Consider the following 26,520-nt stretch of genomic DNA (forward strand, 5'->3'; position numbering starts at 1 on the left):
CGCGAAGTGCTGCGCCGCCTGACTGTTCCGGACCGCATGATCCCAGTACTCTCCCCACCGTCATGATCGAGCACGGCCGGGCTGGAGGAGCGCTGAGCAATGGGCACATCGAAGCCGCGATCGCCTGCCAGGACGGCCGTCCTCACCGCGCTCATCCTGGGCGCCGCCCTGTCGCCGGTACCGTCCGCGCCGTCCGCCGCCGCGGCCGTGCCCGTGCCTGCGTCTGCGTCTGCGTCTGCGTCTGCGTCCAAGACCACGGCCGCGACGGTTCCGGCCGACGACGGCGCGCGGATCGTTGACGAGACGTGGCTGGACGCCTCGACGGTCGACCTGTCCGTCCAGTCCCCGGCGGTGGCGCAGACGGTGAAGGTGCGCGTGCGCGTACCGCAGGGCTGGCAGCGTGACTCCGCGCGCACGTGGCCGGTGGTGTTCGCACTCGGCGGCGGTGACAGCGCGGACACCCAGGCCACCTGGATGGAACGCACCGACATCGAGGACGTGGCCGCGCAATGGGACGCGCTCGTCGTCATGCCCGACCCCGGCCAGGCGGGCTTCACCGACTGGTACAACTACGGCGCGTTCGGCGTTCCGGCGTGGGAGACGTTCCACACCACCGAGCTGCGCCAGCTCGTCGAGCGCAACCTGCGCGGCGGGGACGACCGGGCGGCCATCGGCCTTTCCACCGGCGGGCACGGCGCGCTCACGATGGCGGGCCGTCACCCCGGCTTGTTCAGGTACGCCGCCTCCTACAGCGGCGTTCTGCACATCACCATGCCGGGGATCGACAGCCAGCTCCTGCTGCTCAACCTCCCCGCCGGGGACGCTTTCCGGATCTGGGGCGTTCCGTGGCTGCACTCGGCGAACTGGCGGGCCAACAACCCCTACGACCTGGCCGCGAAGCTGCGCGGCACCGGGCTCTACGTCTCGTCCGGCACGACCGGCGACCGGGGACCGCTCGATCCCACCGACCTGAGCCTTCCCGAGGCGATCAGGGCCCGGCTGGTCGGCGGGATCAGCGAGCAGCTGACCGGCCTCACCTCGTCGGCCTTCGTCGGCAGGCTCAGGTCGCTCGGCATCCCCGTCACCGCGAACCTGTACGGCGACGGATGGCACCAGTGGGCTTACTGGAACCGCGAGATGAAGGCCTCCTGGCCTCTGGTCATGCAGGCCGTCGGAGGCAAGAAGGTGACCGGCTAGGCCCGGGGCAGGCAGATTGGTCGGCTAGATCCGGGGCGCAGCGCGGTCAGCCGTCGCTTGGCGTCATCGCGGGGAGCCGCGGGGCGGCGGTGCGGGTGGGCCGGGTCCGGCCGCGCACGGTGACCTCGCCGGTGAACTCCCAGTGCGCGGCTTCGTCCGCTTCGGCGGCGTCGAGGACGGTGCCCGAGGCGAGAACGCGGGCGCTGGTGTTCTTGGCGAGGTCGGTGAGGCGGGCCGCCTCGTTCACCGGATCACCGATGACGGTGTACTCGAAGCGTTTCTCGCTGCCGATGTGCCCGGCCACGGCCTCGCCCGCCGAGACGCCGATCGCCGCGCTCAGCTGCGGTACGTCCGCGGCCAGGCGTTCGGCGAGCTCGCGGGCGGCGGCCAGGGCGCGGGTACGGGCGCCCGGCAGGTCCACGGGCGCGCCGAAGATGGCCAGCGCCGCGTCGCCCTCGAACTTGTTGATCCAGCCGCCGTGCTTCCCGACCACCTGGACGACGACCGCGAAGAACTCGTTGAGCAGCGCCACCACCTCGGCGGGAGGACGGGTGGCGGCCAGCCGGGTCGAGCCGACCAGATCCACGAAGATCACCGCCACCTGCCGGAGCTCGCCGCCCAGTTCGACGCCGTTCTGCAGGGCGATCTTGGCCACGTCCTCGCCGACCTGGCGGCCGAAGAGGTCCTGGAGGAGCTCGCGTTCGCGCAGCCCCGACACCATGTGGTTGAAACCGGCCTGGAGGCGCCCGATCTCGCTGCCGTCGTAGACGGGGACCTCCGCCCGCAGGTCGCCCCGGTCGACCCGCGTGAGGGCCAGCCGAACGGAGTCGATCGGGTCGGCCATCGCCCGCGCGGCCAGGTAGGTCACCCCGACGCCGACCACGAGCGCGGTCGCTCCGAGCACCACCATCGTCCAGGCCAGTTCCCGGCCGGCCACGTCGGCGATCGTCAGCGCGGCCAGGCCCATCAGCACGACGCCGAGCACGGGCACGGCGGTCCCGAGCGCCCAGGCCAGGAGGGAACGGGTGACCACTCCGGGAACGCGGGAGGCCGGCGGCACGGTGGTCGTGAGGGCCCGCGCGACCGCCGGGCGGAACAGCCGTTCGGCCAGCAGGTAGACGATCGTGCAGGTGGTCAGCCCGCCGAGAAGGCAGACGAGGCCGAGCTTGAGCGCCAGCAGCGGCTCGAAGAAGACGTTGATCGCGGCCCAGCCGACGCTGGCCACGCCCCAGAGCACGACGTGCACTCTCATCAGCCGCAACGGGGCGCGCAGGACCAGGCGTTGCTCGTGTTCGGTCAGCACCCGGTCCGTGCGGAACAGCCCGCGGATGGGCCGGAACGACCGTAGCCCGACCGCGACGCCCACCGCGATCGCCGCCGTGGCGTATCCGAACAGCAGCGCCACGTTGCCCTGCTGCCGCGTGGCGGAGACGTCGTCGGGATCGGGCAGCACGACGGTCGCCAGCACCAGGACCACCAGCGCGCCCCCGATGTTGGACAGGACCGCGGTGATCGTCACCAGCCAGCGGATCCGCCGTTCGACATCGGCGCGCGACGCGTCCGATGGGCCGTCGAGCATCCAGCGAACCGGCCGTCTCATGATCGGCACCCGGTGTTGCTCCTTCGTCGAAAGGCGGAAGCGGGAGATCCGCCCAATCTAGATCGTCGCTGTCCGTGCCCGTGCCCACGCCCCCGGGAGGACGAAGCCCGCCCGCCGCGTGCGGCGTGACGGGCGGGCTTTCCCCGGGAGCCGGGTCAGGCGGTGCGGTCGCCCGATCTGCGGTCGGGGGCCGGGCCGCTGCGGGCGCGCAGCGCCATCGCGCGGAGCACGGCCTCGATGCCGAACCGCGCCTCGGGGTCCTTGAGCTGGTCGCCGAGGCTCTGCTCGATCCGGCGCATCCGGTAGCGGACCGTCTGCGGGTGGATGTAGAGGTGCTTGCCGATCTCGGCGGCCGTGCCGCGGGTCACCAGCCAGGCCTGCAACGTCTCGGTGATCCGCTCGCGCTGGCCGGGCGTCATGTCGTCCAGGCTCGCCAGTTCCCGCCGCGCGATCTGGTTGATCAGCTCGGGGTCCGACAGCAGCCACAGCGTCACCAGATGGTCCTCGCACGCTACGACCGGCCCGTCCTCGATGATCCCTCCGTCGGCCAGGTCGAGCGCCCGGCGCGCCCAGCGGAGCGAGTCGGCCGCCCGCACCGGCTGGACGGTGAGCCCGGCGGCGAGCTGCCGTCCCGGGATCGCCGCCTGCAACATGGCCTTGCGGGCCATGGTCAGCGGGCCGGGGATCAGCAGATAGGGCTCGGCGCCGTCCAGGTCGAGCAGCACGTCCTCGTCCAGGGCGGCTGGCGCGCACCGCACCCCGGGCCTGGTCGCGACCAGCGTCACCTGCTCGGGGATCTTCCATCGCAGGGAGTCGGCCAGCTCGGTGATGACCATCCCGTTCCCGGCCGAGTCCTCCAGGATGAGCTGGAGCAGGCGCCGGCGCCGCCCGTCCATCGCCCCAGCCGGATGTGTCTTGGCCTCGGCGTAGCCGTTCAGCGACAGTGCCACCAGCTCGTCCAGGTAGGCGAACACCGCGTCCGCCAGCCGCGACATGATCGACGACGACAGCTCGTACCGGGGAGCGATCTTCATCAGCCGCCGCCACGCCACCTGCCCGCCGATCCGGAACGCCGCCTGCAGGGAGTCCATGCTCCTGCCCTCGTGCGCCTCGATCCTGCCGAGCTTCCGGCAGATGCCCTCGATGCCGCTCTTGGTGGACGCGGTGTGCGGGACCGCGATCCGGTCGACGAACGTGGCCAGGCCCTCCTGCACGCCGAGCCGCAGCACATGGCCGAACGGGCCGTCGATCGATCCCGCGTACTCCGGGATGTTCCGCCGGATCTCCGCGACGATCTCCTCGGCGAGGCTGGGCAGCTCCGGCCGCAGGATCGGCGCCAGACGCCGCGGGAGTGGCAGGGTCGGGTCCTCCAGGAGTCCCGGCTCGAGAATTTCAGTCATGGGAGACACCTCCGTACCCACCGGCCGCGCCGCCTGTTACACCGGTGCGGGCGGGACACCCGGCATCGACGCTCCGGCATTGCCGATGGTTACAAACGATCACGGACCTGGGGTGGGACACATCGAGCGGGGACCCATGCGCCTGTCCGGCCGTGATCCAGGACATCTCGGAGTCTGTCGCGCGATGAGCACTTTCTCTCTATGCCCAATGCACGCTCCTGCGGAAAAATGCTCACGCAGGTTAATAGCGCGTGACCGGCGCCTCACGCCGGATCGTCCCGTACTCCACATCGGACAAGTCTCTGATGTCGTTTATCACCGGATGACAATCAGGAAAGAAGTCACTACCAGTTCCCGGTCCGTCACTGTCTGTTATGGCATCATCGCAGTCAGTACATGCGGATTGCATGAGGCTCTGGAGGGGGACGACGCGGATGTCCGAATCGACGAGGTGCCTGAACGAGACGTACGCCGGCGCGCTCTCTCCGGGCGACGGGTTGCGGGCGGCGATCCGCGAGAGCTCCGTGACGCCGCTGGTCGGCGTGTTCGACATGTTCTCGGCGTCGGTGGCGGCCCAGCACTACGACGGGTTGTTCGTGTCCGGCTACGGGTTCGCGGCCTCCTACTACGGGCTGCCCGACATCGGCTTCATCGCCTGGCCCGACATGGTCGCGTTCGTCCAGCGGCTGCGGCTCGCCTTCCCGCGCCATCACCTGCTGGTCGACATCGACGACGGCTATGTGGACCCCGAGACCGCCTGCCATGTCGTCGGGCACCTTGAGGCCATCGGCGCCTCCGGCATCATGCTGGAAGACCAGCGGCGCCCCCGCCGGAGCGGCCACAGCGACGGCAAACAGGTCCTTCCGCTGCCCGAGTATCTGGAGAAGCTCCACCTGGTCCTGGAGACCCGCCGCGACCTGGTCGTCCTCGCGCGTACCGACGCCGTCGACGAGGAGGAGATGAAGCGCCGCGCGGCGGCGCTGGCCGCCACCGCCGCCGACATCGTCATGGTCGACGGCATCCGCAGCGCCGAGCAGGTGCGCGGCGTCCGGGCGGCCGTCGACGCGGTCGAGCCGGGCAAGCCGCTGCTGTTCAACCAGATCGCCGGAGGCAAGTCGCCGCGGTGGTCGCTCTCCGAGCTCGCCGAGCTCGGCGTGGACGTGGCCATCTACAGCACACCCTGCCTGTTCGCCGCCCACGCGGCGATCGACGCCGCGATGGCGAGGCTCAAGGCCGACGACGGACGGCTGCCCGACGGCCGTGACCACACCGTCGGCGTGGCGGAGTCGACCGCCCTCCTCGAACGCAACCTCACCCGCCACCGTCCCCGCTGAGCGCCGCATGCGGCCACCGGCGTAGCGTTCACCCTGCGCCGGAACGGCCCCGGCCAGCCCGGCACAGCGAGGCCAGGATCTTCCCCTACTTCGGCTCGCTGACCTTTCAACGGGCGGTCAGGCGTATGGATGCCGACGGCGGGTGGCCCACGCTGACGGACTCGATCTGGTCGGTCGGCCGGGAGAGCGAAGGTCACCGCCTCGTCCTCGAACGCCTCGGCTAGCCCCACGCCGACAACTCGGCCGATCCGGTCCATCCCGGCTGTCAGTTACAGACGGCGTGGACCTGCTTCGTGCCCGCTCTGCCCTGAGCCGCCACCGCTGGTGAGGAGCTTTCCTCACCAGCGGTGCGCGACGCCGGGTCAGCGGCGAAGTGTGACGACCTTCTTCAGCGTTTGGTCGACGGTGTTGCCGTCCGCGTCACGAGCCTGGACGCGGAGTGACACCTTGGCTCCCGGCAGGTTGGGCGTGTTGAGGGCGATGGCGTATCCGCCGTCGGTGCGTGGCGAGGCCGAAGCGGCCTGCCATGTGGCCCCTGCGTCGTACGACACCGACGCTTGGACCTGGGTGAGTCCGGAATTGGCAATGCCAGGCTGGTGGTGTCCGAAGACAGTGACTTCCACGGCACTGTTCGCGGCCACCGTATAGGCCATGTCGTGTGAGATGCCGTAGTCGAGAAGGAGCAGTGGCGTCGCGGCGCAGTCGCCCGATCCTGAGGTCCCGCGCATGCCGCAGACGTAGCCTGAGGGGACGGTGGCGGCGCTTGGCGTTCGGGAATTGAAGCCCCAGGTCGTGTCGACCTCATAGTCGGTGAACCGTGACATCGGTGCCTTGTAGACCAGGCGCAGGCTGTAGCGGGCGTCCCCCGCCGGAACGTCGTAGGCGTGCAACCCGTCGTCGGTACGTGGCTGCAGCGCTGTGCCCTCCCGGGTGAGGGTGTCGACGACGTTGTCGCTCGGCGGCTGGACGCCGCTGATCCCGCCGTACCGCCCGCCCTGTTCGCTGTGCCATTCACCGGCCACGAGCTCCGGGGCGAGATAGAGGGTGTTTCCGCGCCGTCCCAAGAACAGTGGCGTCGGAGAGGAGCCGAAGCCAGAGGCGGGTCGGTTGACTCGTTCGAGCTGGCCGAGCCGGAACGGTGCGCGGCCTCGCATCTCGATGCCTGCGGACGGTACCGGGTACTTGTCCCAGCGCACCCAACCGTGACTGACGCCTTCATACGGAAGCAGGATCCGGGCCCATTGCAGGTCCGGGTCGGCAGGAAAGAATTCTCGCCGCCTGACAGGCGCCCAGTAATTGGAGTTCTCCACGAAGCTGTTCCCAAAGAGATAGGTGGCCATCGCCGCGTTGGTCTCCGCGTGGAGATCGGGCTCAGTGGAAGGAAAGAGCACCGCGCGCGACGCCGAGTTGCTCTCGTCCATGCTGATCCGCGGGTCCGCCGGAATTTGGTTCTTCCAGTACTTGGCCGGGTTCCACACCTCGTCGGGCCTGATCGTGCTGGTGAGGCTGAGCTGGACGTGCTCGCCGACGTCAAGGGCGGCGGCCTGGAGCAGGCTCAGTCCGTTGGCGCGGGTTATACCGGCGACGGGCAGCTTCTCGCCGCCCTTCATGAGTTGATCCTCCTGCTCGTTGGTGGCCTCGTAGCCATCGCGAGACTCGAAGACGATGGCGCCTTGGTAGCCGGCGTCTTTGAGGCGCTGCGCCACGGCGGCTCCCGGCTCTCCGTTTCCGGGACGCTGAACCAGGGCGACCTTGTTGTCCAGTGTCACCGCCGGCAGCTGGGCCGCGCTGCCATCGCCGACGTACACGAGGTTGATGTCGCGCTTGCCCGCCGCGAACATCTCGAGCTTCGACCAGGAGCCGGGAACCTCGATTTCGCGATGGAAGTCGTGATAGCGCCCGCCGATCCGGAGGCCGCCGTACTCCAGCAGGACAGGTGGCTTGATCCATTGACCCTGGAACCCGATGGCGAACGTTCCCTTCGTGACCGGCGCCGATGTCGGCATCACGTACACCGGCATCTGGGTGAGATGACGGCCGATCCAGGACACGGAGAAGCCGCGGCGGCTGTCGGCCCATCGGTTCCAGCTCATGCTGGTCGCCTCTGGAACGGTGGGATTGCCGGTGTTGACCTGAATGGGTTTCATCTGCCGCGCGTCGAAGACGACCTCGGTGGCGCTCGTGACGTTCACCTCGGGGCGAACCGCGAGAAGGGTCCCGCCTCCCGCTGTGCCGGCCTCCCCGAGAGAGCCCTCGATCGCGAACTGGTAGGAGCCTTGTGGCAACTGGAGTGTGCGGTTGGCCTCCTCGTACTCCGTCCATCCCGCGTCCGGGTCGTCGAGGGGCAGGACGGTCAGCGGCTTGTCCCACAGGGTGTTGCCCGAACGGTTGATCACGCGGAAGGTGACGTTGTGGACCGGGCCGTCAAGGCCGATGGCGGTGGCGATCTGCTGGTCACCCGCGGTCGCGGTGAGCCGCCCCTGGAAGATCCCGCTGTAGTCGTCCGGGCGACGGACGGTCAGCTGTGTTTGCCCGGTCTGGCCTGCCGCGATGGTGAGGGTGGAGGGGGAGAGGGTCACCTTGTCGGAGGGAACGACGTTGCCCTTGCTGTCCTTGAGCTCGGCCTTCAGAGCGAGGGTGACCGGGCTTGATCCGGTGTTGGTGTAACTGACGGTCTTGGTCACCTGGCCTTGGCCTGCGGTCAGGCGGCCGAGGCTGAGGGTGTCGGGAGTGGCGAGCACGGTCTGCTTGATGGCCTTGTCCACCTGGACACGGCCGCTTCCAGTTTCGAAAGCGGTGCGGCCGATGTCCTTGGCGGAGCCGACCAGTGCGGCTTTGATCTGCGCACTGCTCCATGTGGGGTGTTGCTGTTTGAGGATCGCGGCGGCGCCGGCCACGTGCGGAGTGGCCATCGAGGTGCCGGAGGCGGACGTGTAGTTGGCGTCCACGGGAGAGCCCATCGACGTGCCCTCGGCGAGGGTGGCCACGATCTGGTGACCAGGGGCCGAGATCTCCGGCTTGACGCCGCCGTCGGTCTGCCGCGGGCCACGTGAGGAGAAGTCCGTGAGCTTGTCGGCCTTGTCGACCGCGCCCACGGTCAGCGCCGACGCGGCGATCCCGGGAGAGTCCAGCGTCCGGGCAGCGGCACCCTCGTTCCCCGCGGCGACCACGAAGAGCGCTCCAGTCGTCGCCGAGAGATCATCAACGGTCTGGGCGAGCAGATCGGTCTCCTGACGCTCTGGCGCGCCGAGGCTCAGGTTGATGATGTCGGCGTCCTGCTCTTCGGCGGCCCAGTGCATGCCGGCGATGATGTCGGATTCCAAACCGTGCCCGCCTGCGTTGAGTACCTTGCCGACCAGCAGCTTGGCGCCTGGTGCCACGCCTTTGCGCACCGGTGTCCCGGCCTTTCCCTGTCCCAGTACGGTCGAGGCGACATGGGTGCCGTGGCCGCGGCCGTCGGTGAGAGGGGCCTCGCCGCCGACGAAGCTCTTGCCGCCGATAACGGTGCCCTCGAAATCGGGGCCTGGATCGAGTCCGGTGTCGAGCACGGCCACCTTGACACCTTGACCGGTGTGCCCGGCCTGCCATGCCTGGGGGGCGCCGATCTGCGGGACGCTCTGCTCGAGGGTGGCGCTGACCCTCCTGTCGAGGAGCAGGCGCTGCGCGGATCCGCGAAGAACGGCTCTGCCGTTCTTCGCGGCGGCTTTGGCCGGGGCGAGCGCAGACCAGATCGCGCCGCGCTGCCTGCGGTCCACCGAGAAGGAGACCAGGCCGGCTCCAGCGATGGTTCGTCGTGTCTTGCCTCCGGGCAGAGCGTCGGCCCGCGCACGCAGCGTGCCGGCATTCGGGGGCTCTTTGCCGGACCGGTAATCGACGATCACTGGCAGCGGCTTGCCGGCGTCGGCCAGTCCGTCGTCGACCAACCGGCTGACATTGAACAACTCCCGGTCCACGCTCTTCGCGGCGATGAGCGGCTGGACGTCACTCGGGATGACGTATCGGTCGTCGCCGCTGGTGATCATCTTGTAGGCGATGCCAGGTCTCTTACCGGTAAGCCTCACCTGTCGGCTGGATGCGTCGTACACGACGGAGTCGCCCGTGATGAGGCTCACCGCGTGTGGCTCGGCGGCCGATCCTGCGTGCGCTGGGCCGGAGCGTGCAGATGGCCCCTCGGCGCCGGCCGCCGGCCCGTGGACAACCGACAGCATCAGCGCTGTCGCTGACAGCGCCGCCGCGACGGCGCGCCTGCGTGGGGGAGCGGACAAATTCAGCCTCCGATGTCAATGTGAGCCGTTGTTTATGTGCGCGACTGATCACGTGCGCGATTCTGACTCTCGGATGGCTGAAGAACAAGCTTGTATATGCTTATCTCTGGAGGTATGTCCGTGTGGCCGCGGTTTATTGACAGGGAAAGTGCTGTTCTTGTCAGCGACAGCTAAATTCCGGCGAGAAATGCTCGCCGCGCACTGTTCGGTCTACTTGATCTTTGGGGCTGTCCGACGGGGTTCGTTCGTGCTCTTATGGCGCGAAAGCCCTCGGCCGGCCGAGGTGCAGCGGATGGGCCGAAGGTGGTCGATGTGCAGGTCGAACTGCGGCATCTGCGGGCGCTGTGCGCCATCGCCGACGCGGGTAGCGTCAGCCGGGCCGCCGCCACCTTGGGGGTCTCGCAGCCCGCCCTCGCCGCGCAGCTGCACCGGATCGAGGCGGCGCTCGGTGGTCAGGTCTTCCGCCGGGGCAGGCTCGGTGTCACGCCGACCCCGTTCGGCCGTTTCGTCCTCAACCGGGCCCGGTCCGCGCTCATGACCGTGGACGAGCTTCTGACCGGGCCCGCCGACGGCACGGACGGCGTGCGCATCGGCGGCTACGCCACGCCTGTGCTGTCCGGCTTGCTGCACCGGCTGTTCGAGCTGCCGGGGTCGCGGATCACCGTACAGACCGAGTACTCGCCGCGCCTGCTGTTGGATCTGCTCGTCTCGCGGCGGCTGGACGTCGCGACGCTGGTCGACTATCCCGGGCACGAACTGCCCGTCATGCCCGGGATCGGCACCCAGCTGATCGCGGTCGAGCCGGTCTTCGTCGCCCTGCCCGCGGGGCACCGGTTCGCCGGGTGTGACGAGGTCGTGCTGGCCGACCTGGCGGGCGAGGACTGGCTGGTCACCCCGCCGGACGGCGCCGGATGGCCGGAGTGTTTCTACTCCGCCTGCCAGGAGGCCGGCTTCACGCCGCGCGTGCGCCACATGATGACCGAACGCGACATGATCCGGACCCTGGTCGGCGAGGGGCGGGCGGTCGCGCCGTGCCAGGCCACCTGGCGGGCCGGGCCGGACATCATGATGCGGCCCCTCGCCGGACCGCCGCTGTGGATGCGGCACCTGCTCGCCTGGCGGCACGGCGGCCCGCTGGCCGACCGGATCGGTGAGCTGCGGGCGTTCGCCGAGGAGGCGTACCGCGACGCCATTGCTGACAGCCCTGCCTATGCGCGGTGGCATCACACGAGAGTTATGGAGGGTTGAGATAGGGCGAAAAGCCGCAATTTGACGATACTCGGGGCTCTCCCCTCAAGGAGGATCCCCGTGCGCATCGCAACCATCCTCTGTCTCCTTCTCGCGTTCCTCCCAGGCACCGCGGCCGCCCAGATCGCCCGTACGGAGTGGCGTGAGGTGTTCTCGCCGGACGGCACCATCCAGCGTGTGAAGCTGACCCGCACCCCCGCCGACGCCCCCGCGCCCCGCTCCGTGATCGCCGCCGCCGATGTCGTTCCGATCGAGGTCAACGGGCCCAGTGAGAGCCGCTTCGACCTCGTCTTCGTGGGCGACGGCTACACGAGCGGCCAGTTCACCACGTACGGCCAGCACGTCCGGAGCAAGTTCGCCGAGATCATGGCCATCGAGCCGTTCCGCTCGCATCGCACGCAGTTCAACGTCTGGCAGGTCAACGTCGCCTCGCCGCAGTCCGGAGTGGACAACGACCCCTATGGCGTCAACCGCAACACCGCCATGGACATGGGCTTCTACTGCGGAGGCATCCAACGGCTTCTCTGCGTGAACGAGACCAAGGCACAGCAGTACGCCGCGCAGGCCCCCGACGTCGATCAGGTGCTGGCACTCGGCAACAGCACCACCTACGGAGGCGCGGGCGGCAGGGTGGCCACCGCGTCCGGCGGCAACGCCCAGTCCGGCCAGGTCGCCATCCACGAGCTCGGCCATTCGATCGGCGGGCTCGCCGACGAGTACGAGGGTGGTAACCGGTATACGGGCGGCGAGCCGCGTGAGCCGAACGTCTCGATCTACTCCCGCGAGACCATGCGCCAGTACCGGCTGAAGTGGCACGCCTGGCTCGGCCAGGCCACTCCGGACGGCGGCGTGATCGACACGTACGAGGGCGGCTACTACTACCGGTACGGCGTCTACCGGCCCAGCCAGAACTCGATCATGCGAACGCTCGGCCGCCAGTTCAACCTGCCCGGCCGCGAAGCCATGATCGCCGCGTTCTACCGCGAGACCGGGCTCATAGACGCGGCGTCCGGGGCCTCCACCACCCTCTGGGTGCGGCCGGTCTCGTCCAGGGTCACCACGACCTGGACCGTCGACGGCCACTACGCGGGCCAGGGCAACGCACTGCACGTTCCATCGCTGCGCCTGGCCAAGGGCACGCACACGGTGACCGCGACCGTCACCGACAACACGCCATGGGTGCGCGACCCCGCCCTGAAGCGTGGCTCGCTGACCGATACCCGCACCTGGAGTATCGGCGGCTAGCACCGCGTAGCCCGCCTCGCCGATCCCCGGCCGAACCGCTGACATCCGGGGATCGGCGAGCCCATGCCCAGGGACGTGTGCCCGGCGTTCGCGAACCCTCCCGGGGACGAAGGTCGTGGACGTCTCCGGGGGGCCGGTCAGCCGAGCGAGCAGGTGTCCCGGTACTCCTTGATGGCGGAGCTCGGCTTGGGCGGCGGGCACAGGAACTGGTCGTAGCGGGTGTCGTTGTCCAGGAACCGCTTCATCCAGGCGATGCTGTACTTGGCGATCGTGGTGTTCGGCGCGATGTAGGAGATGACGTGGCCTGCGTTGTTGAGCTCCAGGTAGGCCTTCTCCGGTGCGCTCTGCAACTCCGCGTACATGGGCTCGGAGAACATGGACACCGGGGCGATGAAGTCCATGTCGGCGCCGATGATCAGCGTGTTGGCCTTGACCGGGCGCGCGAGGGAGGCGTCGGGGTCCCACGGGGCCAGCGGGATGGCGGCCTTGATCTCGGGCCGTTCGGCGGCCGCCCGGATCGTGCCGCCGCCACCCATCGAGTGCCCCATCAATCCCGGCCTGCTCGCGTCGACACGGTCCTTCACCGCGCTCTTCTGGGTCAGGTAGTCCAACGCGGCGAGCATCTGCTTGGCACGATCGGGCGGCACGTCCATCGGTGCGTTGGTGGAGATCGTCATCACGACGAAGCCCTGGGACGCCAGCCGGGGCCCGTACCAGGCGATCGAGAACTGCGGGCCGATGAAACCGGGCGTGACGACGATCGGGGCGAACGTCCCCTGGCCGGTGGCCTTCGGATGGTAGATCGTGCCGCCGCCGAACCCGAGCCCGCTCGCCCCCGGCACCGAGACCGACGCCACCTCGAACGGGCCGGTGCCTGCGGTGATCGAGGCTTCGGTGGGCGCCGGGCCGCGCTCGTAGGGATTGGCGTCCGCGGCCGCCGGCGCAGTCAGGAGCACCGTGGACAACCCGGCGGCCATGAGCAGGGTCGCGGTGCGTCTTCGGAAGGCGTCGTTCATCGGAGGGCCTTTCGACAAAGGGGTGGGCCCGAACTGTCGCAGAAGACCGGGCCAGGACCCATTCACCTGAGAACGAAATACGCTCACGCAACCTGTCACCGAGTGACATTCGCCGGGGCCATCGTGGCGTCTTGCCGTGGCTGCGGAGGAGGTCGCCGCGCTCGGTGTTGGCGGCACGCGACAAAACTCTGAGTTTTGTGGCAGCGCGATTATCAAATATCGCGCCGGTTCTGAGACGCCGTTACGTCGCGGTCAAATCGGTCTCTACCGTCGGCTGGAAAGCAGCTTCGCCGAGGGGAACGCGTCGTGATGGAGTCCGTTATCGAGAACCGGCTCGGCACCAGCCGAGAGGCCCGCCGAATCGCGTTCCTCCTGAAGTGCCTGACCCGCCCGGTGCTCCGCTACAGCCCGCTCACGCCGCCGATGTTGAGGCTGGCCGGAGTCTTCGACTGGGGAGCCTCGGTGGTGATGCGCCCGTCACGGCACACGAGGATCGAACGAGTGCGGCTGGACGGCTTCCACGGCGAGTGGATCCGGACCGAGGGCATCACGAACCCCGGCCGGGTGATCCTTTACCTGCATGGCGACGGCTTCTTCTCCTGCGGCCTGCGTACGCACCGCAACCTGGTCGCGGGCCTGGCGGCGCGTTCGGACGCCGTCGCCTTCTCGGTCGCCTACCGGCAGCTCCCCGGCGCGCCTCTGTCGACCTCGATGGCCGATGCCCTCGCCTCGTACCGCTGGCTCCTGGACCAGGGGTACGGCGCGGACGACATCGTCATCGCGGGCGACTCCGCAGGCGGCTTCCTCGCGTTCACCACCGTGCTGAGCGCCCTCGAAGCCGGGCTCCCCGTCCCCGCCGGCATCGTCACGCTCTCGCCCCTGGCCGACCTCGACCACGTCGCCCGCAAGCCCTATCCGCACACCAGGAAAGACGCCTACATCCCCGCGCATCGCCTGAAGGGCCTGAAGCGGCTTCTCCTGGCCGGGATGGACGAAGACCCGTCACCCTCCACCCGCGACCTGACCGGCCTCCCGCCCGTCTTCATCATGGTCGGGTCCCGGGAGGCCCTCCGCTTCGACGCCGAGCTCATGGCCGCCCGGCTGGCCGAAGCCGGCGTCCCGCACCGCCTCCAGATCTGGGAGGACCAGGTCCACGTCTTCCCCGTGTTCGCCGGAGTCGTGCCCGAGGGCGCCCAAGCCCTCGACGAGATCGCCGCGTTCGTCTACGAGGTGACCCCGACCCCACGCCCGACCGCCCGCGCGGCGTAGACAGCGGTCGCTCCAGGCCGTTACGGGGTGAGGGTCCAGGTGTTGAGGGTGCCCTGTGTGCCGAACCACCAGTCGGCGATGCGGAGGGTCCACGCGCCGTTGCTCGCCTCAGCGGAGGCGTCCACGGTGTAGGTGGTCTTGAGGTCGGCGGCGCCGTCGAAGAGATCGAAGCCCTTCAGGGGATAGGACGTGCCGTCGGGCGCGACGAGGTCGATGGTCAGCGATCCGCGTCGGGGGTGCGTGAGGTCGACCGTGACCTTGGTGGTGGCACTGGCGTTCCCGGTGCAACCGGCGATCGTGACCGGGCTGGACGAGGTCTGCCACGAACGGATCGCGGTGTCGGTGTCGTTGGTCTTCGCGTCGCAGGGGGGCGGCGGCGGGGGAGGCGGCGCGCCGCTGCCGTCCGTCGTGAACAGCAGGCGGTTCGGGGATCCGCTGCCCGGACCGGTGACCGTACCGGTGCTCGCCGCCGAGGTCAGCGCGGAGCCCACCTGGGCCGGGGTGTAGCCGGGGTTGCCCGCCAGGACCAGCGCCGCGGCGCCCGCCACGTGCGGGGACGCCATCGACGTGCCGGAAGCCGTCCTGGTCGCCGAGTCGCCGCCGATCCACGACGAGACGATGCCCGCACCGGGTGCGAACAGGTCCAGGCAGGAGCCGTAGTTGGAGAACGAGGCGCGGGCGTCGGCCGAGGTGGTCGCGCCGACGGTGAGGGCGCCGGGCGTCCGGGCCGGGGAGGCGTTGCAGGCGTTCTTGTTGTCGTTGCCCGCGGCGACGGCGAAGGTGACGCCGGAGGCGACGGCCCGTTCGACGGCGGCGTCCAGCGTGGAACTCACGCCGCCGCCGAGGCTCATGTTGGCGACCGCCGGCTTCGCGGCGTTCGCCGTCACCCAGTCGACGCCCGCGATCACACCTGCCGTCGAACCGCTGCCCGTACAGCTGAGCACGCGAACGCCGACCAGCTTGACGCCCTTGGCGACCCCGTGGGCGGCTCCGCCTACCGTGCCCGCGACATGGGTGCCGTGGCCGTTGCAGTCGGTGGCGTCGGCGTCCTTGTCGACGAAGTCGTACCCGGACTTGGCCCGCCCGCCGAAGTCCGCGTGGGACGTCATGATCCCGGTGTCGACGATGTAGGCCGTCACGTTGGAGGCCGCGGTGTCGTAGGTGTAGGTGCGGCTGAGGGGGACCGCCTTCTGGTCGAGCCTGTCCAGGCCCCAGGACGGCGGGTTCTGCTGGACGTCGGAAGCCGTGACCTGCACGTCCTGCTCGACGGACTTGACGGCGGGGTTGGCCGCGAGCCGTTCGGCCTTCTCCTCGCTGAGCAGTGCCTGGAATCCCCTGACGGCCCGCTGATAGACGAAACCGACGTTCCCCGCGTACTTGCGGGTGAGCCGCCGGGCCTCCCGCTGTACGCCCTCTTGGCGCAATGTCTCGGTGTCCTTGAGCGTGACGATGTAGCTGCCCTTGACGGGCCGTGCCGCCTGCGCGTTGAGGATCTCTCCCTCAGCGGCAGCCGGGACCGCGGTCAGCAGCGGGAGGAAGATCGCGCCCGCCGCCGCCGTCACCAGCAGCCTTCGAGTCCTGGCCAAGTCGGAACACCCTTTCCTCGATGCGTGTACGGGCGAGCCGACGCCGGGCCCGGCGCCACATCTTGGAGAAAGGCGAGCCGCGGATCTATCAACATCCTGAGCAGGAATCCGCCATGGCTTCGTCTGTCGCCCCTTGACAACTCAGGGCTGTTGCGGCGGGGGAGAGGGCGCCATGCGGCGCATGCACTCGGCGAAGGCCTTCTGGAGTTTGGCCCGATCGGTGTTCGGTGGCGGCGTCCAGGCTTCACTGCGGTCGGGGATCTTCACCCCGTGCTTGCGCATGCAGGCGGTGAACGAAGCGCTCACCTGCGGCGCGGGTCGTGAGGGGCTCGCGGCCGGAGGAGGTGTCGTGGGCGAGATCGTGGACGGGGCGACCGGCGCCGAGGTCGTCGGAACCACCGGCGCGGCCGGGGGAGACGCGGCGTCCCCCGTGTCATCCCCGCCGCAGGCGGCCAGCAGGGCGGTGAGCGCGACCAGTCCCGCACCGAACGCGAGCTTCACGGCAGATCCCTTCGACGCACGTGTGAGCGGGGGCCGACACTATGTGCCTCCCTCGTCCGGGTCGATGCCCCTCGCGCCACGTTCGGCCGCCGCTTCTTGTCATCCTGGTGACAACGGCGAACGGGTCGTGCGGGCGGTGACCACGCGTGCGCGTTCCCTGGCAATGTCGCGGCCTTGGGTTTGGCGTGAGATGAGCAGCTTTGTCAGTGCCCGGCTCCCTAGGCTCGATGGCACTCCACCCCGGGGTCGAAGGAGCGCCGTCCATGGAACCCGTGATCGAAGAACGTCCAGGTTGCAGTAAGCAGGCGCGTCGCTTCTCGGCGTTCATGAAGTACGCCATCCGCCCGATCTTCCGCTACAGCCCGCTCACCAAGTTCATGCTGCGGCTGGCGGTCGTCCTCGACCTGGGCGCGCCGCTCCTCATGCGCACGTCCCGCGACACCGAGGTCGAACGGATCCGGCTGGACGGCTTCCACGGCGAATGGATCCGGCCCGCCGGCGTCACGAACCCCGACCGGGTGATCCTCTACCTGCACGGCGGCGGCTTCTTCTGCTGCGGCCTGCGCACCCACCGCAAGCTCGTCGAGCGCATCGCCGAACGTTCGGACGCGACGGCGTTCTCCGTGGCCTACCGCCAGCTCCCCAGTGCGCCGCTCTCGACCTCCATGGCCGACGCGCTCGCCTCGTACCGCTGGCTCCTGGACCAGGGCTACGCCCCCGAGAACATCGTCATCTCCGGCGACTCGGCAGGCGCCTTCCTCGCGTTCACCACGGCCCTGACCGCCCTCAAAACCGGCCTTCCCGCGCCCGCCGGAATCGCCGCCCTCTCACCCCTCGTCGACCTCGACCACGAGGCCCGCTCCACCTACCCGCACACCAAGACCGACGTCTACATCCCGGTGCACCGCCTCAAGCCCCTGAAGCGCCTCCTGCTCGCCGGAATGGAAGGCGACCCGCTCCCGTCCCCCTGCGACCAGGCCCTCCAGAACCTCCCGCCGGTCCTCATCATCGTGGGCTCCTGCGAAGGGCTCCGCTGGGACGCCGAGCTCATGGCCAAGCGCCTTGCCGAAGCCGACGTCCCGCACCGCCTCCAGATCTGGGAGAACCAGATCCACGTCTTCCCCGCCTTCGCCGGCGTCATCCCCGAAGGCATGCAGGCCATCGACGAGGTCGCCACGTTCATCCGCGAAACCACCACCCCCAAACACGCCGCCGCCTGACCTCGACCGGCTCAGTCACGTTCGGCTCCTCCGCCTGGCCACATACGGGCGGGGGAGTCAACGCGTTACGAGCCCCTCGAGGTGTCGGAAATATCCAAGTCCTTGGCGCTGATGATCAACGACAGGTGGACCATGTCCGGATTATCGTCATTGAGTCATCAACCCTCGGCAAGGAGCAACTCAATGGCAAGCAGAAATAGCGCAGCCAAGAAAGTCACGGTCACGGCCGTGAGCGCCGCAGTGCTCGGCTTCGGCGCCGGTCAGCTCTTCGGGACGAGCACAGCCACGGCGCAGCCCGTCGCGGCGACGGTCGCCTATACCTGCCAGTTCCACGACGGAAGCGCCCTTCCCATGGCCTCAAAGTCCAGCTCGGCGCTGCCGCGCTCTGTCTTTGCGGACGAACCCATGCCGGAAATGGGTCTGTACACGGTATTCAGCTTCGGAAGAACGCTCGATACAAAGATCACTAGTTTCTCTTACCCGAAGAAGACCGGCACGATTCAGGTCAACAGCACACGCAAGGTCCCGTTGTCGGGTGCCAACAACGTCGGCCTTCAAATCTTCGCCAAGTCCGCTGAGACCATGCCTCCGCTGGATCTGGGCGAGCCTTACGAATTCCAAGACCACGGCGCCCTGCCCAAGGGATTTCACTACGCGAACGCGGGTACGAACACGTTCTCCCTCGGTAACGTCATCCTGAGGCTGACGGTCAAGGACGATGCCGGAACCGTGATCTCCCAAGCGCCGAACGGCGACGCGTACTACACCGTCAACTGCACCCCGAACTCAGGCCAGACTCTGACTCTTGGCACGTTCACGTCCAAGCCGCGCGCCGCCCGCCGATAGCTCGGCCGCACCAGCGCTCTGCACCGGCAATAGGGCGTTAATGGCCGAGCCCCGACCTGCTGACCTCTGCGCTGATAGCGTTTGCGGGCAGCGGAAAGCGGCTCCGCCGACGTCGACGGACGTCGGCGGAGCCGCTTCGCTTGTTCGAAGAAGCTCCAGCTTCTGCTCAAGGCCCCTGCCAGAATCCCAAGCCCGGCTCGGTGACCCAGGGCCTGACGATGGCGACCCGCAGAATTCAAGAAGGGCCCGGGCCTCAGGCCCTCCTCTTTCGTGGGCGGCGAGCCGCAGTGCTCAGTGGCTGGACAATCCACGGCCGCCGTCAGGGCGCAGCGCCGAACGGCGGTATGCGCCCGGCGGCATCCCGAAAGTGGTGCGGAAGAGTCTGCTGAAATGTGCACCGTCTGAGAATCCCCATCGTTTGGCGATGCCGTGCACGGACTGCGATCGCAGCTGCGGGTCCGTGAGATCGCGGCGGCAGTTCTCTAGCCGGCGTCGACGTATCCAGCCCGCTATACCGACCCCCTCGTGTCGGAAGATGCGGTGCAGATGCCGAGTGGAGATCTGGTGGGTGGCGGCGATGACGTCGGGGGTCAGTCCAGGGTCGCCGAGGCGCTGCTCGATGAAGAGATGGATCTGAGCCAGCAGCGCTCCCGGCTGGTCGTCGTATTCGTACGGGCCGTCGAGCCATTGACCGAACATGGCGTTGAGCAGGTGGAGGGTGGCCGTCGAGAGGGCGTTATTGGCGGTGCCGCCGTAGTCGTCTGCCTGCTTCATGAGCTCCACCAGATAGCTGTGAAACACAGCTCCGACCCCGTCCCTGGAGTGGAAGGGCATGGAAATGGGTCGGTCGATCTGGCCGGACGGTAGCGCCAACTGACCACGAGGCACTTGGACCACCAGAGTCTCTGCGAGGCCGTTGTGATCCGACAGTTGGAAGCGGTAGGGCAGTGAACTGTCCAGAAGCAGGAAGCCGCCGGGTTGTACGTCGGTGCGGTGATTCTCATGCCACACTTTTCCGCTGCCCCGCAGGAAGAGTTTCAGCAGGTAAACGTCCGGATCTGCCTGGCGTATGAGGGGAAGGGTCCTACCGGACTCCATGGATTGGCTGCTCAGAGCCGCAACCCGCATGAGCCCCAGGTCGAGCACGCGAGCCGACGCGCGAAAGTGATGTTTGTGATCGCTGGTTCCGTGCACGCGCCAGAACTCTCGTGCGGTGAAGTCGAGCCAGCACTCGAAGCGCTGTTCAGGTGGAAGCTGCTCAGTCCGGAACATCCTCGTGGCGATACTGCCCGGCATGAGACCCCCGCTTACCTTTGTGAACCCGACACCAAGCGTGACCGAGCTCAGCCGTCGACGCTGCTCTCCGTGATCGTAATCAGACTCGGGTCGGAACGACTGTCATTGGTTGTCAATAACTTTGTCGGCTTCTTCTTCCTGATGACAGATCACTAAGGTCGGCATGGAATTGGAGGCCTGCTGCTACAAAAGTACTCGCATCGCGATAGAGAAGTCTGCGTAATTGGCGGCAGACGATGAAGGCGATGTTCATCTGATGACCTCGACACCGCTACTGACCGCTTCGCGCTATGATGCGTCTCATTTTACGTGAAGCAATCATTCCGGCACGGTCAGCAATGATGTTCTACTCCATATTCAACGCTGTTTGTATGGCGAACTCCGGTTGAACTTGTTCAGGAGCCCATCGGTCGCTGCACGAAGAGCTCGTTGTCCGGTGTCGCATTCTCCACAACGGGTATCGGTGGCTACGGCTACAACGAAAGTTCGATGTCGAGCCGGTGCATGGCACGCGGATACCAACCCCCTGCCGCGGCGCAAACCTCGGCATCCGAGAGTAGGCTTCGGAACTGACGTGAGCTGCTCCGGAACACTGGGAGACAGCGTCGGGATGCTCACCCGATGATAATTTTCGGCCATCCGTAGGCTCCTGGCGGGCAATCAACCCATAGCGTCCGGTGACAAGCTCCGTGTGAGCGGTGCTCGCTTGGTGTTAGTTATCGAACGGATCTTGGGTCGCCCGTTACGCGGGGGTTAAGCGAGTCCCTATTCTCGCGGCAACCAGTTCTTGTTCCTGGAGCCTGTGCAGGGCGGCGAGAGGTTCCGTGGCGGTAGGAGAGGCGTGGCGCGATGAAGGATCTGATCACTCCTGGACGGCGGAGGGCCACCCTGGTGCTGGCCGCTGCCGCCGCCGTGGTCGGCGGCTCCATCGCCTCTCCCGGTACACCGGCGGCGGTCGCCGAGCCGACGTCGATCAATCTGAAGTACTCGTGCAAGTACCCATTGATCGGCGAACACGAGCTGACCACCGCGATGACTCTGGACTTCCCGAAGCGGGTCTCGTTGCAGACCACCGCGGGCAAGGAGTATCCGTCAGAGACGATCGAGGCCGTCGCGACGGTGAACGCGGAGACGACAGATGGCCTGACCGCCGTTGGCGCGGTGGAGCTCGGTGGAACTCTGGACAACCAGGGGTCATGGGCAGAACTAGGCCATGCGAACGCCCGCTGGGAGGATCCCGCCGGCGGTATCGAGAATGCTGACCAGTACTTCCAGGTCCCCAAGACCAGAATTCCGCCGGCGGGAGCCTTCAAGATCAAGGTAAGCACGCAACTGCTTCCCCTGGAGGTCGAGAAGGCCGGCCACGGGCGTTTCATCGTTAAAGATCTTCAGATGAAGATCATGCCGAGAAAGGCCGACGGCAAACCCACGACGCTCGGGACGATCGACGTGACGTGCAAGCAGCGGCCCGACCAGAAGAACGTGATCGCTGAGTACGAAGTCGTCGACGAGCCGGACACGAAGGCACCGTCCAAGCCGGGTGCGGTGCGGGTCACGTCCAAGTCGTCGACTCAAGCGACCCTGTCGTGGGGACGGTCCGCGGATGACTTCTGGGTGGCCGGCTATGACATCTATGACGGTGACAAGCTCGTCAAGCAGGTCAATCCGGGGTCGAAGACCAACGAGACACTGACGGGGCTCACCCCCGGGTCCAGCCACTCCTTCACGGTCAAAGCCAGAGATCTCTCGAAGAACGTCTCGGAGGCGAGCGCGCCCGCTCAGGTGACCCTCGATCCTGAAGGGCCGGACACGACTCCGCCGTCCCCGCCGGGCAAGCTCACCAAGACCGCTCTGACGAGCAACGCCGCCGTGGTGTCCTGGGAGGAGTCGACGGACAACGTTGGAGTCGAGGGCTACAACGTCTATGCCAGGGACAAGGGCACGGCCGGCGAGAGGTTGGCCGGAACGTCGGTCGAGCCGTTCGGCTGGGCGACCGGTCTGAAGCCCCAGACGACATATGAGATCACCGTTCGTGCCAAGGACACGGTAGGGAACCTGTCAGGGCCCAGCCCGGTCCTCACCGTCACGACTCCCAAGGGTCCTCCAGCAGAGTGCGGCAAGCTCAACGGCGATACGCCGGAGTGGATCTCAGCCTGCACCTACATGGCCGGTTTCTCCAACGTGAAGAAGCTCGACAGTGCGGTGGTGCTGAACGATCCGGCGCAGAACCCGGTTCTCACGAACGTCGCTTACCACGCGACGAAGACGACGGCTAAGGCCAAGTTCAAGTTCGTGGCCAGCATGCAGACCCGGGCCACGATGCTCACGTTCGGCTTCATGCCGACCACCGCGACGATGGAGCTCGAGCAGCGTGAGGTCGGTCTTCTCGAGGGGCAGGAGACCGATACGGGTTTCAAGGCCACGGCGAACGTGAAGATGACGGTCCGTCTGCTCGACGCGACCGTGAACGGAACCGACCTCAGCCTCGGGAAACGATGCCGGTCGGTGAGGCCGATGCCGGTCACCCTGCACAGCACCCCTGAGTACAAGAACGTGAAGGACGGCGGCCCGCTCGCGGGCACCATGACGATCCCTCGGTTCACCGGGTGCGGAGTGGGCGAGGACCTGGACCCGTTGCTCAACGGTGCGATCGCTGGCGGCGACAACGCGATCAAGATCGTTCAGGCGCCCCTCTGCCAGCTCGCCAGCGCGGGTTGCACCCCGGCGGACCTGAAGCAGGCTCGCTGACACTGGCGGTAGGCGGCCGGGCTCCCGTGCTGGTGGAGTCCGGCCACGCCGGTTCTTTATCCGCCGGCGACCAGAGACGGTGACCCGTTTGTCGTCCAGTGAGCAAGTTTCCGTTCCTGTTATTGACATCACACTTTTCGCTTGTGCCTTGATTTGGCGCGAACGTACCCTCTCGCAGGAAAGGGTGCCGCCGAGAGGAGCTCGATTGTGCGGGGCTTGAAGAATTCTGTCTGTACCATCGCGGCTGCCGCCGCTGTGCTTTCCTTTGCCACCGGGTGTGGGGGCGGAGACGAAGACGGCTCCTCGCCGTCCCAGCCGGGGGTCGTGGCCTCCACTGTGACGCCTTCCGGGTCGGGCGGTAGTGGAACGGCTGCCGCGGCACAAGCGAGGAGCAAGCTGGAGAACTGCTTGCGCCAGGAGGGCATCCAGGGAATCCCTACCGATTACTCCAAGCTCTCTTCTGCGCAGCAGGCAGCAGTGCAGAAGTGCGGGATGCAGCTGTTGGGCCAGGCCGACTCCGGTCTGCAGAAGAAGCTCGATGAGCTGCGTGCATGCATGAAGAAGCGTGGCATCAAGGTGCCCCCGGACGGTCAGCCGTTCGTGCCGGATGCAAAGGACCCCAAGTCTGTCGCCGCTTTGCGTGCCTGTGCAACCTAGGCACATGCTCGTTACCGAGAGTCATTGTCGCCGCCGGGCCGGTTTCATCATCGGCTGACAGAATCCTTGTCTGATTTGCCTTTGGCTGACAATTTCTTCGGGCTGCGAAATAGCGTCAAGAGCTTCGGATGCAGGCGTCCTCGTGGCCTCACCTGGGTTTTTGTGGTCCATGAGCCATAAATCGTGAACTTTGTCACTCGCGGCCGATGACGGGTGAACTACCGAAGAGTAGGTTTCCGTTGTGTAACCCGGTAGTCAGACGGCCTAGATGCCTCTAGCCGAGCAGGCGTGATAAGGCCCGCCTGCCGGCGTCCAAGGAAGGAGTCATCTGAGACTCGGGGGTCCCGAATCTTGCTGAGGAATCCTCGGCTTTCATCTCTAGAGAGGTAACGCGTGAAATCCAACAGAGTTCCAGGCCTGCGAAAGGGCCTGATCATGGGAGCCGTCACCGGACTTGGTCTGGGACTGGTCGGTGTCGCCGGCACCGGGACCGCTGCGGCGGAGCCGGTGGAGAAGACACTCAAGTACGACTGCACCTACCCCCTGATCGGGAAGCGGACCCTTGACCTCAAGATCAAGACCGCCATCCCGAAGAAGATCAAGGCGAACAGCGAGATTCCGACGGTCCAGGTGAACTGGGACGCCGCTCTCGGTGCGGACACCACGGAAGGCCTTCAGGCCGTCGACGGTGTCAAGATCGGCGGCACGGCGGTCGCGAACGTCAAGCTGGTCTCGCCCGACGACCCGGGCGGCTTCAATGTGGTCGTCGACAACCAGCTCAAGAACACCGCCATCCCGGCGAACGGCGGATTCACCATCCCCGGCTACGGCGAGTCGATCGGGCCTGAGTTCATCAAGCCCGGCAGTGGCCACGTGGAGCTCGGCAACCTCGCCCTGCGGGTCACGGTGAGCAAGACCGACGGCAACTCCAGCGCGCTGGGCACCTTCAACGCGCCCTGTACGGTGGTCGCCGGCCAGGACACGAAGCTGGCCGACTTCGAGGTCATCGACCAGCCGGTCACCTATGACCCCCTGACGCCGAAGCCCACCTGGTACCCCGAGACCCTGCCCAAGGATGCGAACCCGGGCACGTTGAACTACGCGTTCAACCTGTCGGGTGAGTCGTTCATCAAGAACGCCAACGGCAAGGTCCCGCTGACCGGTGACATCAAGGTCGCCGTGGACGGTAAGACCGGCGCGATCACCGGTCCGCTGAACCTGAAGAAGACCTCGGGTCAGATGAGCATCCTCGGCTTCCTGCCGGTCACCGCCGAAGTCGACTTCGAGCAGACCGGGCCGACCACCGGCATGTACGCCAACGGCGAGATCTCGACCACGTCGCCGATGTACATCAAGCTGCCCAGCTTCAAGGTGTTCGGGGCCATCCCGATCGGCGGCGGCGCGAACTGCAAGACCACCGAGGTCTCGCAGGTCAAGCTGAACTCCCCGGCCGGCAAGTTCTTCAACCCGAAGACGGGCGGCACGCTGGCGACCAAGGACTACAAGATCTCCGCGATCAAGGACTGTGGTCCGCTGGAGGGCATCATCGGCCTCTTCGCCTCCGGTACCGGCAACACGATCGACCTCAACCTCAAGCCGTGAACCCCTCCCCCTGACCGGGGGCCGGCAAGTCATGCAGACCGGTCCTCGCACCATCACTGACGAGGGCCGGTCTGTTCGCTCATACGCATGATCCCTCTACCAATCTGAAAGGTTGGCAGGTGAGACGTAAGAGAAGGTTCGGGGCCAGCGTGGCCCTGGCGGCCGCGTTCGTGGCTGGATCGTCGCTCGTCGGCGTTCCGCACGCGGCCGCGGCGACAGCGACGGGGAAACTCTCCTATCGCTGTGACTACCCGCTGCTCGGCCTCAATGACATCGAGGTCGACATGTCGATCGACGCCCTTCCTGACACCGTCAAGGTGAACGAGGAAGTCGGCCCGTTCAAGATCAAGGCTACGACCAAGATCGGCCCGGAGACCGTCGAAGGGCTTCGGGCCGTCAATGCCGTATCCCTCGGCACCGGCGGATACGCCTCCGCAGACGTGAGTCTCCGGGCGCCGAACTACCCCGAGGCCATCGTTCAGGACATCCCGATCGAGAACAACAAGGCTGTGCCCGAGTCCGGCGAGATGACGGTGCTGGCCGAGGGTGAAACACCCGTCACGTACGAGTTCGACACGGCCGGGTGGGCCCAGATCGCCGTCGGCAACCTCACGCTGAACCTGACGCCGCTCAACGCGGCCGGCCAGCCGACGTCGCTCGGCCCGCTGAAGGTCACGTGCTACCAGAAGCCGATCGATCAGCAGCCGGACAAGAAGAACTGGCTGCACCAGTTCTACATCGACGGTGGAGGCACGCAGCCGCCGAAGCCCGCCCCCCAGAACATTCCTGTGAACCAGCCGCCGGTCGTCTACCCGAAGCCGACCTACGACCCCAACTGGCGCGAGTACAACCTTTCCTACACGTGTGTCCTTCCCAAGGTGGGGTCCTCGTCTGAGAAGGGCATCCTGAAGGTCAACGCGAAGGTCAACTTCCCGCAGTCGGTCAAGGTCAACGAGCACGCGCCGCGCATCGAGATCAAATCGGTGAACACCCTCGGTGCGCCTGCCGTCGGTGCCTTGAAGCAGGTCCAGGCGACCGATATCAAGGGCATCACCGCCTATGCGCACGCGGAAATGCGCGTGCCGCAGTTCGAGAACCCGGTGCTGGCCATCGTCAAGATGGTGCCCCCGCAGCAACCGATCCGGGTCCCTCAGAACGTTCCGCCCGTGCCGATGGTCATCAATGCTGACGGATCCGCGCCGTCATTGGTGTTCACCAAGGCCGGCGCCGCCGAGATGAAGATCGGAAACATCGATCTCAAGGGCTTGACCCCGATCAAGGCCGACGGCACGCCGACCGAGCTCGGCACGTTCGACGCGCCCTGCACCCCGGAAGAGGGCGTGCCGCACAACGCGTTCATCAAGTTCGACATCCTCCCCAATGGCGGTACCGAGCTTCCTGGTCCGGTGACGGGTCTGGTTGCTGATGGTGAGGCGACTGAGACTGAGATTCCGGTGAAGTGGACTGCTCCGGCGTCTGGTGCTGACTCT

General features: G+C 67.2%; 19 protein-coding genes. 12 read left to right on the forward strand and 7 right to left on the reverse strand.

Going from position 1 to position 26,520, the window contains the following annotated elements; genetic code table 11:
* Positions 1–99 precede the first annotated feature (99 nt).
* A complete protein-coding gene (locus ABD333_RS07250; RefSeq protein WP_344538952.1) occupies positions 100–1,197 on the forward strand; it encodes an alpha/beta hydrolase in 1,098 nt (365 codons plus the stop codon).
* Between the two features lie 46 nt (positions 1,198–1,243).
* Here ABD333_RS07250 and ABD333_RS07255 read toward each other — a convergent pair whose 3' ends face one another.
* Both ABD333_RS07255 and ABD333_RS07260 read right to left on the reverse strand, forming a co-directional pair.
* Positions 1,244–2,797, reverse strand: coding sequence for an adenylate/guanylate cyclase domain-containing protein (locus ABD333_RS07255; RefSeq protein WP_344538954.1), 1,554 nt, complete (start codon positions 2,795–2,797; stop codon positions 1,244–1,246).
* A 155-nt stretch (positions 2,798–2,952) separates the two neighbouring features.
* The gene (locus ABD333_RS07260) at positions 2,953–4,197 is read right to left on the reverse strand and encodes a PucR-like N-terminal domain-containing protein (protein ID WP_344538956.1); all 1,245 of its coding nucleotides are present in this window, start codon (positions 4,195–4,197) and stop codon (positions 2,953–2,955) included.
* Positions 4,198–4,631: 434 nt separating this feature from the next.
* Here ABD333_RS07260 and ABD333_RS07265 point away from each other — a divergent pair, with 434 nt between their 5' ends.
* Positions 4,632–5,531, forward strand: a complete 900-nt coding sequence (locus tag ABD333_RS07265) for an isocitrate lyase/PEP mutase family protein (protein ID WP_344538958.1) — start codon at positions 4,632–4,634, stop codon at positions 5,529–5,531.
* 362 nt (positions 5,532–5,893) lie between these two features.
* On the opposite strand, the gene ABD333_RS07270 is transcribed toward ABD333_RS07265, so the two are convergent.
* Positions 5,894–9,553 carry a S8 family serine peptidase gene (locus ABD333_RS07270; protein ID WP_344538960.1) on the reverse strand — a complete coding sequence of 1,220 codons (3,660 nt, stop codon included), beginning with the start codon at positions 9,551–9,553 and terminating at the stop codon, positions 5,894–5,896.
* A 555-nt stretch (positions 9,554–10,108) separates the two neighbouring features.
* On the opposite strand from ABD333_RS07270, the gene ABD333_RS07275 reads away from it, so the two are divergent.
* Together ABD333_RS07275 and ABD333_RS07280 are read left to right on the forward strand one after the other, a co-directional pair.
* Positions 10,109–11,044: a LysR family transcriptional regulator gene (locus tag ABD333_RS07275; protein ID WP_344538962.1), complete on the forward strand. Its 936-nt coding sequence runs from the start codon at positions 10,109–10,111 to the stop codon at positions 11,042–11,044.
* A 60-nt stretch (positions 11,045–11,104) separates the two neighbouring features.
* Positions 11,105–12,289, forward strand: coding sequence for a M64 family metallopeptidase (locus ABD333_RS07280; RefSeq protein WP_344538964.1), 1,185 nt, complete (start codon positions 11,105–11,107; stop codon positions 12,287–12,289).
* A 137-nt stretch (positions 12,290–12,426) separates the two neighbouring features.
* Here the strand turns inward: ABD333_RS07280 and ABD333_RS07285 are convergent, their stop codons facing one another.
* Complete coding sequence (locus ABD333_RS07285) at positions 12,427–13,305, reverse strand: dienelactone hydrolase family protein (RefSeq protein ID WP_344538966.1); 879 nt, start codon at positions 13,303–13,305, stop codon at positions 12,427–12,429.
* Positions 13,306–13,441: 136 nt separating this feature from the next.
* On the opposite strand from ABD333_RS07285, the gene ABD333_RS07290 reads away from it, so the two are divergent.
* Positions 13,442–13,615 (forward strand): hypothetical protein, encoded by a 174-nt coding sequence (locus ABD333_RS07290; RefSeq protein ID WP_344538968.1) that lies wholly within the window; start codon positions 13,442–13,444, stop codon positions 13,613–13,615.
* On the forward strand, positions 13,615–14,574 hold the full coding sequence (locus ABD333_RS07295) for an alpha/beta hydrolase (RefSeq protein ID WP_344540434.1): 960 nt from the start codon (positions 13,615–13,617) through the stop codon (positions 14,572–14,574). Before ABD333_RS07290 ends, ABD333_RS07295 begins: the two co-directional genes overlap by 1 nt.
* A 20-nt stretch (positions 14,575–14,594) precedes the next feature.
* On the opposite strand, the gene ABD333_RS07300 is transcribed toward ABD333_RS07295, so the two are convergent.
* Together ABD333_RS07300 and ABD333_RS07305 are read right to left on the reverse strand one after the other, a co-directional pair.
* Positions 14,595–16,160: a S8 family peptidase gene (locus tag ABD333_RS07300; protein WP_344538970.1), complete on the reverse strand. Its 1,566-nt coding sequence runs from the start codon at positions 16,158–16,160 to the stop codon at positions 14,595–14,597.
* Positions 16,161–16,301: 141 nt separating this feature from the next.
* Positions 16,302–16,661, reverse strand: a complete 360-nt coding sequence (locus tag ABD333_RS07305; protein ID WP_344538972.1) for a hypothetical protein — start codon at positions 16,659–16,661, stop codon at positions 16,302–16,304.
* Positions 16,662–16,924: 263 nt separating this feature from the next.
* Between ABD333_RS07305 and ABD333_RS07310 the strand changes: the two genes are divergently transcribed.
* Together ABD333_RS07310 and ABD333_RS07315 are read left to right on the forward strand one after the other, a co-directional pair.
* Complete coding sequence (locus tag ABD333_RS07310) at positions 16,925–17,881, forward strand: alpha/beta hydrolase (protein ID WP_344538974.1); 957 nt, start codon at positions 16,925–16,927, stop codon at positions 17,879–17,881.
* A 228-nt stretch (positions 17,882–18,109) separates the two neighbouring features.
* Entirely contained in the window at positions 18,110–18,727 is a 618-nt protein-coding gene (locus ABD333_RS07315) for a hypothetical protein (protein ID WP_344538976.1), read from the forward strand.
* A gap of 291 nt (positions 18,728–19,018) precedes the next feature.
* Here ABD333_RS07315 and ABD333_RS07320 read toward each other — a convergent pair whose 3' ends face one another.
* Entirely contained in the window at positions 19,019–19,999 is a 981-nt protein-coding gene (locus ABD333_RS07320) for a helix-turn-helix domain-containing protein (protein ID WP_344538978.1), read from the reverse strand.
* A gap of 873 nt (positions 20,000–20,872) precedes the next feature.
* Here ABD333_RS07320 and ABD333_RS07325 point away from each other — a divergent pair.
* From ABD333_RS07325 to ABD333_RS07340, 4 genes are all read left to right on the forward strand, one after another.
* Positions 20,873–22,771, forward strand: a complete 1,899-nt coding sequence (locus ABD333_RS07325; protein ID WP_344538980.1) for a fibronectin type III domain-containing protein — start codon at positions 20,873–20,875, stop codon at positions 22,769–22,771.
* Between the two features lie 408 nt (positions 22,772–23,179).
* The gene (locus ABD333_RS07330; RefSeq protein WP_344538982.1) at positions 23,180–23,428 is read left to right on the forward strand and encodes a hypothetical protein; all 249 of its coding nucleotides are present in this window, start codon (positions 23,180–23,182) and stop codon (positions 23,426–23,428) included.
* A 435-nt stretch (positions 23,429–23,863) separates the two neighbouring features.
* The gene (locus ABD333_RS07335) at positions 23,864–25,030 is read left to right on the forward strand and encodes a DUF6801 domain-containing protein (protein WP_344538984.1); all 1,167 of its coding nucleotides are present in this window, start codon (positions 23,864–23,866) and stop codon (positions 25,028–25,030) included.
* A 149-nt stretch (positions 25,031–25,179) separates the two neighbouring features.
* Positions 25,180–26,520 (forward strand): DUF6801 domain-containing protein (locus tag ABD333_RS07340; RefSeq protein WP_344538986.1); only part of this gene is annotated, 1,341 nt, incomplete at its 3' end.

The organism is Actinomadura fulvescens, assembly GCF_039533225.1.
Taxonomy (GTDB): Bacteria; Actinomycetota; Actinomycetes; order Streptosporangiales; family Streptosporangiaceae; genus Spirillospora; species Spirillospora fulvescens.

Coding starts and splice junctions, on each gene's coding strand:
- ABD333_RS07320 (WP_344538978.1), bottom strand. CDS start 19,999: ATGTTCCGGACTGAGCAGCTTCCACCTGAACAGCGCTTCGAGTGCTGG.
- ABD333_RS07250 (WP_344538952.1), top strand. CDS start 100: ATGGGCACATCGAAGCCGCGATCGCCTGCCAGGACGGCCGTCCTCACC.
- ABD333_RS07260 (WP_344538956.1), bottom strand. CDS start 4,197: ATGACTGAAATTCTCGAGCCGGGACTCCTGGAGGACCCGACCCTGCCA.
- ABD333_RS07335 (WP_344538984.1), top strand. CDS start 23,864: ATGGGAGCCGTCACCGGACTTGGTCTGGGACTGGTCGGTGTCGCCGGC.
- ABD333_RS07325 (WP_344538980.1), top strand. CDS start 20,873: ATGAAGGATCTGATCACTCCTGGACGGCGGAGGGCCACCCTGGTGCTG.
- ABD333_RS07270 (WP_344538960.1), bottom strand. CDS start 9,553: ATGATCACCAGCGGCGACGACCGATACGTCATCCCGAGTGACGTCCAG.
- ABD333_RS07295 (WP_344540434.1), top strand. CDS start 13,615: ATGGAGTCCGTTATCGAGAACCGGCTCGGCACCAGCCGAGAGGCCCGC.
- ABD333_RS07265 (WP_344538958.1), top strand. CDS start 4,632: ATGTCCGAATCGACGAGGTGCCTGAACGAGACGTACGCCGGCGCGCTC.
- ABD333_RS07285 (WP_344538966.1), bottom strand. CDS start 13,305: ATGAACGACGCCTTCCGAAGACGCACCGCGACCCTGCTCATGGCCGCC.
- ABD333_RS07310 (WP_344538974.1), top strand. CDS start 16,925: ATGGAACCCGTGATCGAAGAACGTCCAGGTTGCAGTAAGCAGGCGCGT.
- ABD333_RS07255 (WP_344538954.1), bottom strand. CDS start 2,797: ATGAGACGGCCGGTTCGCTGGATGCTCGACGGCCCATCGGACGCGTCG.